This is a genomic window from Parabacteroides goldsteinii, assembly GCF_020091425.1.
Lineage (GTDB): Bacteria > Bacteroidota > Bacteroidia > Bacteroidales > Tannerellaceae > Parabacteroides > Parabacteroides goldsteinii.
On sequence record NZ_CP081906.1, the window covers coordinates 2,357,336 to 2,373,149 of the forward strand.

General features: G+C 45.5%; 12 protein-coding genes. 5 read left to right on the forward strand and 7 right to left on the reverse strand.

Annotated features, from left to right (window positions below; genetic code table 11):
- The first annotated feature begins 200 nt into the window (after positions 1 to 200).
- Positions 201 to 1,667, forward strand: coding sequence for a catalase (locus K6V26_RS10915; protein ID WP_048317924.1), 1,467 nt, complete (start codon positions 201 to 203; stop codon positions 1,665 to 1,667).
- Positions 1,668 to 1,726: 59 nt separating this feature from the next.
- On the opposite strand, the gene K6V26_RS10920 is transcribed toward K6V26_RS10915, so the two are convergent.
- From K6V26_RS10920 to K6V26_RS10945, 6 genes are all read right to left on the reverse strand, one after another.
- On the reverse strand, positions 1,727 to 2,821 hold the full coding sequence (locus K6V26_RS10920; protein WP_224265338.1) for an MBL fold metallo-hydrolase: 1,095 nt from the start codon (positions 2,819 to 2,821) through the stop codon (positions 1,727 to 1,729).
- Positions 2,822 to 2,960: 139 nt separating this feature from the next.
- Positions 2,961 to 3,332: a YbaN family protein gene (locus tag K6V26_RS10925; RefSeq protein WP_007657139.1), complete on the reverse strand. Its 372-nt coding sequence runs from the start codon at positions 3,330 to 3,332 to the stop codon at positions 2,961 to 2,963.
- A gap of 2 nt (positions 3,333 to 3,334) precedes the next feature.
- Positions 3,335 to 4,309 (reverse strand): methionyl-tRNA formyltransferase, encoded by a 975-nt coding sequence (fmt, locus tag K6V26_RS10930; protein WP_195437987.1) that lies wholly within the window; start codon positions 4,307 to 4,309, stop codon positions 3,335 to 3,337.
- A gap of 3 nt (positions 4,310 to 4,312) precedes the next feature.
- On the reverse strand, positions 4,313 to 6,097 hold the full coding sequence (locus K6V26_RS10935) for a chloride channel protein (RefSeq protein WP_007657143.1): 1,785 nt from the start codon (positions 6,095 to 6,097) through the stop codon (positions 4,313 to 4,315).
- 1 nt (position 6,098) lies between these two features.
- On the reverse strand, positions 6,099 to 7,499 hold the full coding sequence (locus K6V26_RS10940; protein ID WP_224265339.1) for a sugar transferase: 1,401 nt from the start codon (positions 7,497 to 7,499) through the stop codon (positions 6,099 to 6,101).
- 2 nt (positions 7,500 to 7,501) lie between these two features.
- A complete protein-coding gene (locus K6V26_RS10945; protein ID WP_010802933.1) occupies positions 7,502 to 8,062 on the reverse strand; it encodes an L-threonylcarbamoyladenylate synthase in 561 nt (186 codons plus the stop codon).
- Positions 8,063 to 8,442: 380 nt separating this feature from the next.
- Here K6V26_RS10945 and recJ point away from each other — a divergent pair, with 380 nt between their 5' ends.
- The 4 genes from recJ (at position 8,443) to K6V26_RS10965 (ending at position 14,766) form a co-directional block, all read left to right on the forward strand.
- Positions 8,443 to 10,167: a single-stranded-DNA-specific exonuclease RecJ gene (gene recJ, locus K6V26_RS10950; protein WP_007657149.1), complete on the forward strand. Its 1,725-nt coding sequence runs from the start codon at positions 8,443 to 8,445 to the stop codon at positions 10,165 to 10,167.
- A gap of 9 nt (positions 10,168 to 10,176) precedes the next feature.
- Positions 10,177 to 12,108, forward strand: a complete 1,932-nt coding sequence (locus K6V26_RS10955; protein ID WP_224265340.1) for a RecQ family ATP-dependent DNA helicase — start codon at positions 10,177 to 10,179, stop codon at positions 12,106 to 12,108.
- A 91-nt stretch (positions 12,109 to 12,199) separates the two neighbouring features.
- Entirely contained in the window at positions 12,200 to 13,501 is a 1,302-nt protein-coding gene (locus tag K6V26_RS10960; RefSeq protein ID WP_122328968.1) for an ABC transporter permease, read from the forward strand.
- Positions 13,502 to 13,509: 8 nt separating this feature from the next.
- Positions 13,510 to 14,766, forward strand: coding sequence for an ABC transporter permease (locus K6V26_RS10965; RefSeq protein ID WP_224265341.1), 1,257 nt, complete (start codon positions 13,510 to 13,512; stop codon positions 14,764 to 14,766).
- Positions 14,767 to 14,879: 113 nt separating this feature from the next.
- Here K6V26_RS10965 and K6V26_RS10970 read toward each other — a convergent pair whose 3' ends face one another.
- A complete protein-coding gene (locus K6V26_RS10970) occupies positions 14,880 to 15,797 on the reverse strand; it encodes a ThuA domain-containing protein (protein WP_122328970.1) in 918 nt (305 codons plus the stop codon).
- Positions 15,798 to 15,814 lie beyond the last annotated feature (17 nt).

The window sequence follows — 15,814 nt, forward strand, 5'->3', positions numbered from 1 at the left end:
AATCTTTATCAGGCCGGACAACCGTTTGTTGTTTCTCCTGATAAATAACCCTTATCCACGTATCAAAATTACCTATTTGATTTCTGCTGAATAACATTTTACTTTTGTTCAATAATTAAAAACAAAAGCTGTGTCCGTTCGGTTACATTAATATTCAAGGGTAGAATGTCGTCGACTATATACAGATAAAAAATTCATCTATGGAGAACAAGAAACTCACAGCTGCCAACGGTCGTCCCGTAGCAGACAATCAGAACATCCAGACAGTAGGTCCGCGTGGACAAGTGTTATTACAAGATCCGTGGTTTTTGGAGAAACTGGCCCATTTCGACCGCGAAGTTATTCCCGAAAGACGTATGCATGCCAAAGGCTCCGGAGCATTCGGTACTTTCACCGTCACACATGACATTACAAAGTACACAAAAGCAGCAATCTTCAGTGAAGTAGGCAAGCAGACCGAATGTTTCGTCCGCTTCTCCACTGTTGCCGGCGAACGCGGAGCGGCCGATGCCGAACGTGATATCCGCGGCTTTGCCATGAAGTTTTATACGGAAGAAGGTAACTGGGATTTAGTCGGAAACAATACTCCGGTATTTTTCCTGCGCGACCCGCTGAAGTTTCCCGACCTTAACCACGCCATCAAAAGAGATCCGAAAACGAACATGCGCAGTGCAAACAACAACTGGGATTTCTGGACGTTACTTCCTGAAGCATTGCATCAGGTTACCATCACAATGAGCTCACGTGGAATCCCTTACTCCTATCGTCACATGCATGGATTCGGTAGTCATACGTATAGCTTTATCAATGCAAAGAACGAACGTATCTGGGTGAAATTCCACCTGCGGACATTACAGGGAATCAAGAACCTGACAGACCAGGAAGCAGAAGCAATCATCGCCAAAGACCGCGAGTCGCATCAGCGTGATTTGTTTGAAAGCATTGAAAAGGGAGATTTCCCTAAATGGAAATTCCAGATTCAGTTGATGACGGAAGAGCAGGCAGACAACTATCGTATCAATCCGTTCGACCTGACAAAAGTATGGCCGCACGGTGACTTCCCACTGCAAGACGTGGGCATCCTCGAACTGAACCGTAATCCGGAAAACTATTTCGCCGATGTGGAACAAGCCGCATTCAACCCGATAAATACAGTAGAAGGTATCGGCTTCTCTCCCGACAAGATGCTTCAGGGACGCCTTTTCTCTTACGGCGATGCACAACGCTATCGTCTGGGAGTCAACTCCGAACAAATACCGGTAAACAAACCCCGCTGTCCTTTCCATGCTTATCATCGCGATGGAGCTATGCGTGTAGACGGAAACTACGGTGCCGCAAAAGGATACGAACCGAACAGCTACGGCGAATGGCAGGACTCTCCCGAAAAGAAAGAACCGCCTTTGAAAGCGAACGGCGACATCTATAATTATAACGAACGCGAATACGATGACGATTATTACAGCCAGCCGGGTGCTTTATTCCGCCTGATGCCGCCCGACGAACAGCAGGTGTTATTCGAAAACACCGCCCGCCAGATCGGTGGTGCCGAACTGTTCATCCAGCAACGTCACGTACGCAACTGTTACAAAGCCGATCCAGCTTATGGCAAAGGCGTTGCCGATGCGTTAGGCATCAGTCTGGAAGATGCATTGAAAGAAACAAGATAATTACTTGCGAAGGGGTTCCAGTTTCCTGCCTGGGAAACTGGAGTTCCCTCCGCAGGAAATTACCGGATCTCCAACTCTACTACCTCGCCGATCTCCGAAGCAATCAGGTCCAGTGAGTTTCGGGTAGCTGCTTCAAGTTCATTCTTCAACGGTTCGTCCCAGGGATGACGAGCAAGTGCGTATTTGGAATGATGGACAGTGACGAGCCTTTTCGCTTTCAGATCGCGGGCAGCCTCACCCAGGGCAGTCGGCATCAGATGGATATGTTGCCAATCTTCGTTATATTGTCCGTTTTCCAGAATAGCCAGATCAATGTCCGGATATTGGCGGCCGATTTCTTCAAAATGCGTGTCGTAACCGCCGTCACCACCTATATAGACCTTACGTGAAGGAGTTTCAAGCAGGAAAGAAGCCCAAAGAGTTTGGTTGGGAGTCAGTCCGCGTCCCGAGAAATGACGGGCAGGCAGGCAATGAACGGTAAAACCATTGTCCAGCAAGGCGTCTTCCTTCCAATCCAGTTCCACCAGATTCTCTTTGTCATATCCCCAACGCTCGAAATGCTCGCCTACGCCTAAAGGACAGATAACTTTCCGTACCCGTTCTTTCAACTGCACCACTGTCTGATAATCCAAATGATCCCAGTGGTCGTGGCTAATAACCAGGTAGTCAATCTCCGGCATATCCTCCGGTTTATAAATATCCGTGCCTTTAAACGGCTTGTTGACAAAAGATACGGGCGAAGCCATACAGAAAACCGGGTCGACCAGCACACGCTTTCCCGATAACTGGAGCAGATAAGAAGAGTGACCGAACCAGACCATCCAGTCAGAGTCTTCCGGCAAGGTTTTCAGGTCGGTCTTAATTGCCTGCACAGGTTTATCGGGATAAAGTCTTTCCGGTTTTGAAAACAGGAACTTCCACATAGCCCGTAAGCGCCCACCTTCCGAAGTCACCACTTCCGTGAGACGGTGATTTTGGAATGCCCCATCCCTGTACTGGGGCGAACGTTTGATTTTTTCCAGCCGTTCGCCTTTGGGCAGACGTCCGAAACTCGGCTGGTTAACAAATGCAATACCAGCCACTCCCAATACGATCAGTATACCTATAATTATTCCTGCTACCATACGCCACTTACTCTTTTTTATTAAGTTCATAAACCGAGTTCTTTGTTTTTATTGATGATACAAAAATAGAACAATCCGGCGAGGTCGCTGGTAGACGAATTACAGATATAATTACCATTATTACAGTATCTATCCGTTACTCGCCTAATTATATACGGCTAAAGAAATTTTACTTTTTTGTAGGAAACGAAAGAATATGCCAGGTCACCCCGATACTTATCAGGATCAGCAAGATTTTCACCCAAAGATATTCAATAAGGAAAAGAGAAGTAAGAATGGCAGACAGCCACATCACCGCCACCGAGATAATCTTTGAACGTAACGGGATTGCTTTGTCTACCAGATAATTCCGGATATACGGTCCGAAATAACGGTTATCCATCGCCCGGTTATATAACTTTTCGGAACTACGGATATAAAACCAGCAGGTAAGTAACCAGAAAGGAGTAGTCGGGAGCAACGGAACAAATATGCCGATTGCTCCCAATATCAGGAAGAAAGAACCCAGTGTTATATAGATAATGCGCCTGGTTTCCTTCATTATTATTCTACTGTATAATCACCGATTTGTTTGAAACCGTTGAGGAAATCTTTTATTTCCATCCGTTTCTTTCCGGCCAGCTGCAATGTCAGGAGACGAATATAACCGTCTTCAACAGCCACATCGACATAACTCTTTGCATCCGTACAGATAGTGCCGGTTGCCAGGTCATGCGAAGCCGGACGCTTTTCCGTCTTATACACTTTCAACGCCATGCGGCTTCCGTCCGGAGCAACCAACTCCGTCCATGCAGCAGGATAAGGAGAGAGTCCGCGGACAAAATCATATATCTTCTTCAACGGTTGATTCCAGTTTATCCGGCAGGTTTCCTTAAATATTTTCGGAGCCGGGCGAAGTTCTGCCGGGTCTTTAAAAAACTCTTCCTGGGGAACGGCATCCACTTTTCCTTCCAGCAGCAAGTCCACCGTTTCCGTCACCAGGCCGGCGCCCATAGTCATCAGGGCATCGTGTACGATTCCGACATTATCCGTATCGGCTATCGGTAAATGTTTCTGACGGATAATCTTGCCGGTATCTATTTCATGTGTCAGGAAAAAGGTGGTCGCACCCGTTTCCGTATCGCCATTAATCACCGCCCAGTTGATGGGAGCCGCCCCGCGGTACTGCGGCAGCAAAGACGCATGAAGATTGAATGTTCCGAAACGGGGCATATTCCAGACAACCTCCGGCAGCATGCGGAAGGCGACCACAATCTGCAAATCAGCCTCCAAAGCACGTAACTCAGCGAGGAATGCCTCATCTTTCAACTTCTCCGGCTGCAAGACAGGAAGGTTCTGCGACATGGCATATTCCTTCACCGGGCTTGCCTGCAACACACTTCCGTGACGTCCGACCGGTTTGTCCGGCATCGTAATCACCCCTACTACATTATATCCGCCTTCGACTAAGGCTTTCAGGCTCTCCACCGCAAAATCGGGGGTGCCCATATATACAATCCGTAACTCTTTTTTTTCCATCTTTTAATCTCCTGAAAAGTTTTCTACCAATACTTCGCGGTATGAATTAAATATCTTCGATTTCGACATAAAGCCGACATAACGTCCTTCTTCATCCACCACGGGAAGGTTCCAGGCCTTCGTATCATCAAAAATCCCCATGATTTGCTCCATCGGTGTCCCGATACATATCTTAGCCGGAGCCGACACCATGAACTTGGATACATGGAACCTGTTATATAACTCCGGACGGAACATAATGTTGCGGATATTATCCAGCAACACGATTCCCAGCAAAACGCCCTTTTCATCGACTACCGGGAACGAGTTACGTCCGCTCTTTGCAATCACCTTCACCATATCTCCCAGCGACATTTCCGGAGAAACGACCTGGAAGTCCTTTTCAATCACGCTATCCGTATTCAGCAAAGTCAGTACGGCGCGGTCTTTATGATGGGTCAGCAATTCGCCTTTCTGTGCCAGACGCATCGAATAGATACTGTGAGGCTCGAACATCAGAATCGTCAGGTACGAACTGATGGAAACAATCATCAACGGCAGGAAAAGGTCGTATCCACCGGTAAGTTCCGCAATCAGGAACACACCGGTAAGCGGTGCATGCATGACGCCCGACATAATTCCCGCCATCCCCAGCAACGCAAAATTCTTCTCGGAAATATACATGGTGAAAGGGAAATAATTGGAAGCATGCGCAAAAAGGAAACCGGAAATACAGCCCAGATACAAGCTCGGTGCAAAGATACCACCGCATCCCCCGCCGGCATTGGTCGCACTCGAGGCAAACACTTTAGTCAGCAGAATCAGGAACAGGAATACCAGTATTCCCCAGTACGTATCATTCAAATCATAGAACAAACTCTTATCCATTATATGGGAGAACTGCCCGTTCAGCAGCGAGCCAATCGTGTCGTAACCTTCACCATACAACGGAGGGAAAAGGAAGATAAGCACACTCAGCATAACACCGCCGAGCAGGAACTTCTTCCAGTACACACCCAACTTGCGGTACATCCCTTCCACCCGGTTCATCACCCGCGTAAAATAAAGGGAAACCAATCCGCAGAAGACGCCCAGCAACAACACGTACGGGATACGTTCTATCTCGAACACTTCTGTCTGCGAGAATTTAAACATCGCTTCCGTCCCCGTAAAAATATAGGAAACCGTCGCCGCCGTCACCGATGAAATCAGCAAAGGCAACACCGACGTCATCGTCAGGTCGAGCAACAAGACCTCGATCACAAAAACCAACCCGGCAATCGGCGCCTTAAAGATACCGGCAATTGCACCTGCCGCACCGCAACCGACCAACAGCATCAACGTCTTCTGCTCCATCCGGAACAGACGTCCTAGATTGGAACCGATAGCCGCTCCCGTCAGCACAATCGGGGCCTCCGCTCCTACCGAACCACCAAACCCGATCGTCACCGAACTGGCAACAATGGAAGTCCAGGTATTATGAGGCTTGATTCGACTTTTACGCTGCGAAATAGCATAGAGGATTTTCGTCACCCCATGGCTGATATCGTCACGCACAATATACTTTACAAACAAACCTGCCAGCAAAATACCGATTACCGGATAAAGCAGGTACAGGTAATTCACCCCGCTCACATCAAAATTTCCGGTAAGCAAATGCTGAATCAGGTGTATCAACTGTTTCAGGATAATCGCAGACGCTGCCGTACATATCCCGACCAGGAAACTGATTACCAGAATAAAATGCTTTTCTTTTATATGCTTGTCCCTCCACAACAGGAACCTGTAAAATAAACCTTCTTTTGCCATTTCAAATACCTTTACCTGTAAATACCGTTCTCACCGTATAAATCAAAATTGTTATATCCAGCACTAACGACATATTTTCATAATATAATATATCATACTTTAAACGCTCTATCATCTTATCGACATCATTGGCATAACCGTATTTCACCATTCCCAATGAAGTAATACCCGGTCTCACATTATGTAACAAATAATAAAAAGGAGCTTTTTTCACAATCTGGTCGATAAAATACTTCCGTTCCGGCCGTGGACCGACGATTGACATATCGCCTTTCAGTACATTCCAGAACTGCGGAAACTCGTCCAGCCGGTATTTCCTCAATATATGGCCGAACGGAGTAATCCGTTTATCCTTCTCCGATGAAAGCAGAGGGCCGTTATCTTCCGCATCCACATACATCGTCCGGAACTTATAGATATAAAAAGGTTTCCCCATATATCCAATCCGTTCCTGGCGGAAAAAGACCGGTCCCGGCGAATCTTTCTTCACCCGCCAGGCTATATAAAGGTACATCGGCGAGAGTATCAGCAAGACCAGTACAGAGACCACCTTATCCATCACAAACTTTATATTCTTTTCCACCGCTGACAGGTTATTCTCCGTCACATTTACCAGCGGAATCCCACGGATTGTCTTTATCTTCACCTGCGACAACATGCTCAACTTATCCGCCAGCACCTTGATCGGCAGTTTATAATGATAAAGCGAATACAAAATCGTCAACAGTTTTTTGTTGTCCTCCGTTTCGGCAGCCAGTACCAGTTCATCAATTTTCTTATCTGCCACAACCGAAGCCAATCCGGATAAAGTTCCGGCAACCTGCTCTTTCTCCACTTCCATCGGAGTCGCATCATCTTCGGGAATAAAACCTGAAATATGGTATCCCATCCGGTGCAAATCACCTGCAATGCGGACTGCTTTTTTCCCGGCACCGATAATAAGTACGTTCATTGCCAACTCCCGGCTCTTAATCTTCCGCAAACCGCTCTGTGTAATTGCCAGACGGGGAATATACGTCAGAAAGAACTGCAATCCGAGAAGGACGAAGAACAACTCATAATAAATATGGAAAGAGCGAGGCAAATCATTCAGCACCACAACAAAGAATATAAATACCACTCCGATTAATGTCGTCACGAACGTAGAGAATAACTCCGTCAGCCTAGACTTACCGAATGGTTTGTTGTAGTAACCCGAAAAATAATATAAAATCAGCCAGAAGAACGGAACGAACAACTGTCCTTTCAGCACCTGCATATACCCCAGATAACTGGTAAAGGAAGTAGCACCCTCATATACTGCCAATTCTTCATAGCGCAGCCAGTTAAATAAAAACCAGGCTACGGCTGCCGATATAAAATCCGATAATATGTATTTTGCGGCCTCTCTGCTTCTTTTCATTATTATCTGATCACCTGAATAAGACCTCCGGCACCCAATTTAATGATGTTCGACGGTTGTGCCTTGCTCATATCATCCTGGCGGTAGGAAACGATGTAATCCACACCATTCTTTATTACCTCGGACACTTCAGAGAAATTGGCCGGAGACAATTCCCCGCTCACATTGGCAGAAGTAGAGACCAACGGTTTACGGAAACGCTCACATAACTTATGGGAAAATTCTTCATTAGTAATACGGATACCTACACTGCCGTCGTCAGCCAGCAGATTCTTTGCCAGGTTCTTCGCATTCGAATAAATAATAGTCAGCGGCTTATCCGCTACTTCTATCAAATCCCAGGCAATATCCGGAATATCGTTCACGTACATATTTAATTTGGCAGAACTATCCATAAGAACCAGCATAGCCTTATTGTCTGCTCTTCTCTTTAACTCGTACACACGCTGTACGGCATCCTCGTTGGTCGCATCGCAACCGATCCCCCAGATAGTATCTGTCGGATAAAGGATTATACCCCCTTCCTGCATCACTTCGCAGGCTTTTTTAATATCTTCCGTCATTGTTTTTTAGAATATTGTGACAAATATACAGGTTTATTTTCCAACTAACGATATAAACAGAAAATAATTGTATGCCACAACCACCGCCAAGCAAATGAAAGTTTTCCACCGCCGGCAGATACCATTGAACAACCATAGGAAGTGTATCCGGTTTCACAAGCTGGAAATTTTATTGTTAATATTTCGCCACCCCCACCAAAATTCTCCATTTTAATTTCTAACTTTACAGATTCAAAAATAATAATTTGCCAATAGTCCTAGTATGCAAATGTGCCAATCCTGGGAATCAGGATTTTATTAAGGTATTATCATTAGCATATTAGCACATTAGTAATTGGCATATTATTTTTAGGGAGATAAAAAGAAAAAAACAATATATAATGATTAACAAATGGAATTTTCAAACCCCGACAGAAGAAGAATTACATAAGAGAGATGCGCTGGCAGCCGAAATCGGTTTCAGCCCGGTCATCTGTCTCCTGCTTGTTCAGAGAGGGATTACGACGGCTGAAGAAGCCAGAAAATTCTTTAAACCCAATCTGAACGATCTGCATGACCCGTTCCTGATGCCGGATATGGATAAGGCGGTGAAACGATTGAACAGAGCCTTGGGCAATAAAGAAAAGATTCTGGTTTACGGCGACTACGATGTAGACGGCACGACTGCCGTATCGCTTGTGTATAAGTATTTAAGACCCTATTCATCGACGTTGGATTATTACATTCCCGACCGCTATGACGAAGGGTATGGCATTTCTTATAAAGGGATTGATTATGCCTCCGACAACGGAGTCACATTAATTATTTCGCTCGACTGCGGAATCAAAGCAATCGAAAAGATTGAGTATGCAAAGACAAAAGGCATTGACTTTATTATCTGCGACCATCACATGCCGGATGATACATTGCCCGATGCCGTTGCGGTGTTGGATGCTAAACGCGTAGATTCCATCTATCCGTACGAGCATCTGTCCGGTTGTGGCGTAGGCTTCAAATTTATGCAGGCTTTTGCCAAAAGCAATAACTTTCCTTTCTCCGAACTGGAGAAATTACTGGAACTGACGGCTGTCAGCATTGCTTCCGATATCGTGCCTATTACGGGAGAAAACCGTATCCTGGCTTATTACGGACTAAAGCAGTTGAACAGTAATCCCAGCCTGGGACTGAAAGGTATCATCGACATCTGCGGACTTACCGGGAAAGAGATAACCATCAGCGACATCGTTTTCAAGATCGGTCCGCGCATCAATGCTTCCGGACGGATGATGAACGGAAAAGAAGCAGTCGACCTGTTGCTCGCCAAAGATGTAGAATCAGCCCGCGAGAAGAGTGAAAACATCAACCAATACAATGACGAACGACGCGAACTCGATAAAAAGATAACCGACGAGGCAAACGCTATCATCGATGAATTCGCCAATATGGAAGACCGGAAAGCAATAATCGTTTACAATCCCGGCTGGCATAAAGGAGTTATCGGAATCGTTGCGTCGCGACTGACAGAGAAATATTACCGTCCGGCAGTTGTGCTGACCAAATCATCCGAACTGATCACCGGTTCTGCCCGCTCGGTTACCGGTTTCGACATTTATAAGGCAATAGAGAACTGCCGTGACTTGCTGGAAAACTTCGGGGGACATACCTATGCCGCCGGCCTTTCCCTGAAAGAAGAAAATCTGGATGAATTTACCGAACGTTTCCTGAAGCTGGCTGCCGACGAGATTATCCCCGAACAGATGATCCCGCAAATCGACATCGACGCCGTTCTCGATCTGAAGGACATCAATACCAAGTTCATGAGCGAACTGAAAAAGATGAATCCTTTCGGTCCGGACAACCAGAAACCGGTATTTTGCTCGCTGAACGTGAAAGATTACGGGACAAGCAAGCTGGTCGGCAAAGAACTGGAACATATCAAGCTGGAACTGATAGACGACAAATCGAACACGCCCATCCATGGCATCGCTTTCGGAATGCATCAGCACAGCCCGCATATTAAAGGGATGAAACCTTTTAATATCTGCTATACGATTGAAGAGAATACATATAACGGAAACACGACCTTGCAACTCATGGTTAAAGACATAAAGGTCGATGACATATGAAGGGAACCGGTGGACGTCTACCATAAGATATTAGAAAAGTATTGGGGATACCCTGCTTTTCGTCCTTTACAGGAAGATATTATTCACTCCGTTTGTGAGGGGAAAGATACACTCGGGCTAATGCCGACAGGGGGAGGTAAGTCGATTACCTTCCAGGTTCCGGCTTTGGCAATGGAAGGAATATGTATTGTCGTAACCCCGCTGATCGCTCTGATGAAAGATCAGGTGGATAACCTGCGCCGGTTGGGGATAAAAGCAACTGCCGTCTATTCGGGCATGACCCGCCAGGAGATTATCGCTCAGCTGGAAAACTGTATCTTCGGTGATTATAAATTCCTGTACGTTTCGCCCGAGCGGTTAGGGACCGATATATTCAAAAGCAAGCTACAGGCAATGAATGTCTGTCTGCTGGTTATCGACGAAAGCCATTGCATTTCGCAATGGGGATACGACTTCCGTCCTTCTTACCTGAGCATTGCCGATATCCGGAAAGAACTTCCCGGTGTGCCGGTTCTTGCTCTGACGGCAACAGCGACTCCGGAGGTAGTGAATGATATCCAGGAACGGCTACATTTCAGAGAAAAGAATGTATTCCGGAAAAGTTTCGTCCGGAAGAACCTGTCCTATATCGTCCGTCAGACGGAAGATAAGATAAACACATTAATATACATTCTGGGAAAAGTTCCCGGAACGGCTATTGTCTATGTGCGCAACCGGAAACGGACGAAAGAAATAGCAGTCCTGCTTCAGCAAGCCGGCATATCGGCCGATTTCTTTCATGCCGGCCTCAACCGCGACGACAAAAACCTTCGCCAAAGCCGTTGGAAGAATAACGAGTGTCGGGTAATTGTCTCGACCAATGCATTCGGGATGGGTATCGACAAGCCGGACGTACGCCTGGTGATCCACATGGATATGCCCGGATCGCTGGAAGAGTATTATCAGGAAGCCGGACGAGCCGGACGGGATGAACAGAGGGCTTACGCTGTCGCTTTGTGTTCCAATATAGATTGTACAAAGTTGAAGAAACGACTGGCCGATGAATTTCCAGACAGGGATTTTATCAGCCGGGTGTACGATGCTTTAGGTAATTATTATCAGATAGCAATGGGATTCGGACTGGATACAGTGCACGACTTCTCCCTGGTCGATTTCTGTACAGCCTATAAGTTTTCGCACCTACAAGCACATCATGCCCTTAAGATACTTGAGCTGGCAGGCTACATAGAATATACGGAAGAACAGGAAAATGCTTCTCGTCTGGTATTTACCGCCACACGTGACGAGCTTTACAAATACCTGCATCAGGATAAAAAGACGGATGAGGTTATACAAACGATACTCCGTTCCTACACCGGTTTGTTTTCGGATTACGTATATATTAATGAAGGGCTGATCTCTACCCGTACCGGACTGAGTCAGCAGGAAATTTATGAAGTGCTGGTCGGACTTTCCAAATACCGGATTGTCAATTACATTCCTCATAAGAAAACACCTCTCATTATCTATACCCGTACCCGGGAGGAGATTAAATATCTGTCTATTCCCCGTTCGGCTTACGAAGAGCGTAAAGAACGTTTTGAAAGCCGTATCAACCGGGTCATGGAATACATCAACGAAAACCGGATATGCCGGAGCCGGATGCTGATCTCTTACTTCGGTGAAAAAGGAACTTCCGATTGCGGTTGTTGCGATGTATGTCTGGCAAAAAACGATTCGGGCCTGAACAACCATACGTTCAATACCATCCGTGACGCATTGAAGGAGGCTTTGACCGACGGTCCGCAGGAGGCTAAGAAACTGACGGAGAACCTACCTTTTCCCGCCGACAAGATCATCACCGTAATCCGCTACCTGGCCGATCACGATGAACATTTTTCGCTGGAAGATGGAATAATAAGCCTTACAAAAATGAACACTATGTCCGATAACGAACAGTAAAAAGTATATCCATATACTGAACGACAGGCATTTACCTTTATGGCACAGACTTTGTTATTATAGATTCCAAACAATAATAACAAAGTCTTTTATGTATAAGGTCTATCTCAAACAGGCTATGCAGATGCTAAGGCAAAACAAGTTTTTCAGCATCATTTATATAACCGGTACCGGTCTGGCCATTACGATGGTCATGATACTGGCTATACTATATTATTTCCGGACTGGAAATATCGCACCGGAAACCAACCGTGACCGGATGTTAGTCATACAACACGGAAAAATTCTAAATAAAACGGAAGGCCAGGGAAACGGGAGTAGCCGGCTTTCTTATCCGACCATCAAAGAATGCTTTTATTCAATGCAGACTCCGGAGGCTGTCACTGCCATCCTCCCGATCGGAGAACAGACCGAATTCATACAAACCCCGGGAAGTGATGAAGTATACAACGGACTTGTCATGGGTACGGATGTTGCATTCTGGAAAATATTCCAGTTCAGATTCCTTGCCGGAAAACCTTATACGGAAGAAGAGTTTACCTCCGGAATCAGAAAAGCCGTCGTGAGCGAATCACTGGCACGCAGGCTGTTCAATACATCGGATGCAACAGGTAAAACATTTCTACTGAACTTTGAAGAATACCAAGTCTCCGGTGTCGTAGAAGATGTACCTTCCATAGCACAATTCTGTTACGCTGAAATGTGGATACCTTTCACCAACCGTCCTTCACAGATACAGGGAAGTAAATGGTGTGATTTTATCTTAGGTCATATGCAGCTTTATATCCTGGCAAAGAAACCGGGCGACTTTGACGCTATCCGCCGGGAAGCCGAAGAAAATTGCCGGCGCTACAGTGCAAATATTCCACAATATAATTTTGTACTAAACGAACAACCTGACACCGTTCTACGTGCCTGGTTACGCACAGATTCTTTCGCCAGTCCGAAATTCATGAAACTCTTTATACAAATCTTCTCAGTAATATTCCTTCTGCTGTTGGTCCCTTCCATCAATCTGACGGGAATGACTGCATCACGCATGAAAAAGCGCATGGAAGAATTAGGTATCCGTAAAGCGTTCGGAGCCCAGAACAGAACATTGCTTTTGCAGATATTATATGAAAACCTGCTGCTCACATTATTAGGCGGACTGATCGGATTATTGATCTCCTACGGATTGATATTTATGCTGAAAGGATGGTTACTGGGGAATTACGACTGGGACGGCAGTTCACTCACCGCCTCTATCGATCTTTCTCCCGGCATGCTGATCAATCCGGCAATTTTCGGATATACGCTGATCTTCTGCCTGATTTTAAACCTGATGTCTGCTCTCGTTCCTGCCTGGCGTGCACTCAGACGTCCCATTGTCGATGCTTTAAACGATAAATAACAAGAATCATGATACATCATCTTTTAAAACTTTTATGGAAACAACGCCGGCAAAATGCCTGGATTGTAGCTGAATTATTCCTGGTATTCATTCTCTTATGGTATATCATGGACTACTTCACAACGATCGGATATGCCAATTCAGTCGATAGTGCTTACGATATAAAAGACACTTACCAGGTACGGCTCACGACTGTGCCGCAAAGTAGCCCCAACTATATTCACCATGAAAACACGGAAGAGGCAGCTGCCCTATACCTATCTATTATAGAACGTATCCGGCAATATCCACAGGTAGAAGAGGTTTGCCTGACACAAAATAGTAGTCCTTATAACCCCAGTTATATGGATAACCAAATGGGAAAAGACAGTTCGAAAATGGTGCAGTTCCAATATTTACCGGTTACTCCTTCCTATTTCGATGTATTCAGAGTCCGCCCCTTGAACGAAGATGACCGATCTTCTTTAAAAGATGCTTTGACCGAAAAGAACATTGTCATTTCCCGTAAACTAGCTGAAGAACTTTTCCCCGGAGAACAAGCTAAAGGACATTCTATTTACATGAAGAATGACAATTCTTTTCGGATAGGAGGTGTTTGCGGGATATTAAAACGTGACGATTACAGCCGGGAAGAAAGAGCGGCATATTTTATGTTACCAACTTCCTATTTCAAAGAATGGAATGAGCAACAACTCGCCTGGTCGTTAGAAATCAGTATACGGGTAAAACCCGGGCTCAACAAACAAAAATTCATAGAAGATTTCCAACGGGATATAAGGGAACAGATAAATATCGGTAATTTCATACTTTCCAGAGTCGACTCTTACGACGACCTGAGAAACAGACTTTATCTTACAAACGGAGTGACGGATGCCATCCGTTACCGGATAGCCTTTATGGCATTCCTGATCTTCAATATATTCCTGGGAATCATCGGCACTTTCTGGTTCCGTAATGAGTACAGGAAATCTGAAATCGGCCTCCGCCTGGCTGTTGGTTCCACACGCCGCCAGATATTGCAAATGATGATCGGAGAAGGCTGGCTGTTATTAAGCCTGGTGGCTATCCCTGCCGCTATCATCTGCATTAATATTGCGAAAATGGAATTGATTGACACGAATGTTATGCCGGTCACTTTCTTCCGCGTCTTTGCCGGTTTGATATCGACTTATCTGCTTATGGCATTCTTTATCACACTGGGAGCCTGGTACCCGGCTTACCTCTCATCTAAAATTGCTCCGGCAGATACATTACGAGCTGAATAAACCTATTTTTCCTTCTTGGAAGGATAGATAAAAAATCAAGGCTGCTCCGGTAAAAACCAGATACAGCCTTGATTTTTTGATTGCTTTTCTTTCAAAAGAAAAGTAATATCTATTTATTTCTTTTCCTTATAATCCTTCCGGTAACTGCACTGTGTCTCGGTCGGGAAATCTTTGGGTACTTTCTGAGTTACCTTTCCGGTTGCAGCCCATTCCGCACCACGCAGTAACAAAACCTGGAAGCCTGTACACTGCATAGCTGTATTATCTTCAACAGTAGCACCGGCATGTCCGAGCATGGTATGGAAGATACGGGCATTTTCGTAATCGACGGTAAAGACAAGCGGTTCTTCACGTCCTGAACCTCCTGTCTCTTTATCCGAATAAGCCGTATAAAGTAAGTCTCCGATATTACCCGGACCACGCATACGGTCGTATAGTTCATCCTGGGTATGACGCCATTTCAAAGGCAATCCTTTTACAATGGGATGTATTTTATCACGCCCGTTCAATACATATTCATGCTGTTTTCCATGCGAACCGCCCGGACCGGCAGAACTATCCTTGACTAGTTTGCCATCCTGCCAATACACATAAGGACCAGAGTTTTCATCACGTCCTTCCCATCCACCCAAGGCACATATCTTATTAAATTCCGGCCACTTGGAGAAAGCGTTATCTGCCGCATGATAAACGACCACTCCCCCGCCATTTTGCACGAACTCCAGAAAACGCTTGTTTGTTTCTTCCGGCCATGAATCACCGTTATAATCCAACACAACTAATTCATACGGAGCAAAATCAAGCACAAAACCGGACATATCCTGTCCTTGTGAAGGAGACACAGCGAAATCTACGGAGAAACGACCGGAGTTTTCCAGTATTTGCTTTAAAACAACATGGCTAACTTGCCAGTTATGATTGTTTTGCCCGGTAATCAACAACGTCTTGATAGGTTTGCGTGCAGATACCGAACATACACAGAAAAAGGAGAGCAACACAACCAATAGCTTTCCAAAAAATAAATGTTTCATGGTATAAATATGGTTTA

Bases quoted from the DNA above. Each gene is read 5' to 3' on its own strand.
- K6V26_RS10915 (WP_048317924.1), top strand. From the start codon at position 201: ATGGAGAACAAGAAACTCACAGCTGCCAACGGTCGTCCCGTAGCAGAC.
- K6V26_RS10935 (WP_007657143.1), bottom strand. From the start codon at position 6,097: ATGGCAAAAGAAGGTTTATTTTACAGGTTCCTGTTGTGGAGGGACAAG.
- K6V26_RS10920 (WP_224265338.1), bottom strand. From the start codon at position 2,821: ATGAACTTAATAAAAAAGAGTAAGTGGCGTATGGTAGCAGGAATAATT.
- fmt (WP_195437987.1), bottom strand. From the start codon at position 4,309: ATGGAAAAAAAAGAGTTACGGATTGTATATATGGGCACCCCCGATTTT.
- K6V26_RS10925 (WP_007657139.1), bottom strand. From the start codon at position 3,332: ATGAAGGAAACCAGGCGCATTATCTATATAACACTGGGTTCTTTCTTC.
- K6V26_RS10965 (WP_224265341.1), top strand. From the start codon at position 13,510: ATGATACATCATCTTTTAAAACTTTTATGGAAACAACGCCGGCAAAAT.
- K6V26_RS10945 (WP_010802933.1), bottom strand. From the start codon at position 8,062: ATGACGGAAGATATTAAAAAAGCCTGCGAAGTGATGCAGGAAGGGGGT.
- K6V26_RS10960 (WP_122328968.1), top strand. From the start codon at position 12,200: ATGTATAAGGTCTATCTCAAACAGGCTATGCAGATGCTAAGGCAAAAC.
- recJ (WP_007657149.1), top strand. From the start codon at position 8,443: ATGATTAACAAATGGAATTTTCAAACCCCGACAGAAGAAGAATTACAT.
- K6V26_RS10970 (WP_122328970.1), bottom strand. From the start codon at position 15,797: ATGAAACATTTATTTTTTGGAAAGCTATTGGTTGTGTTGCTCTCCTTT.
- K6V26_RS10940 (WP_224265339.1), bottom strand. From the start codon at position 7,499: ATGAAAAGAAGCAGAGAGGCCGCAAAATACATATTATCGGATTTTATA.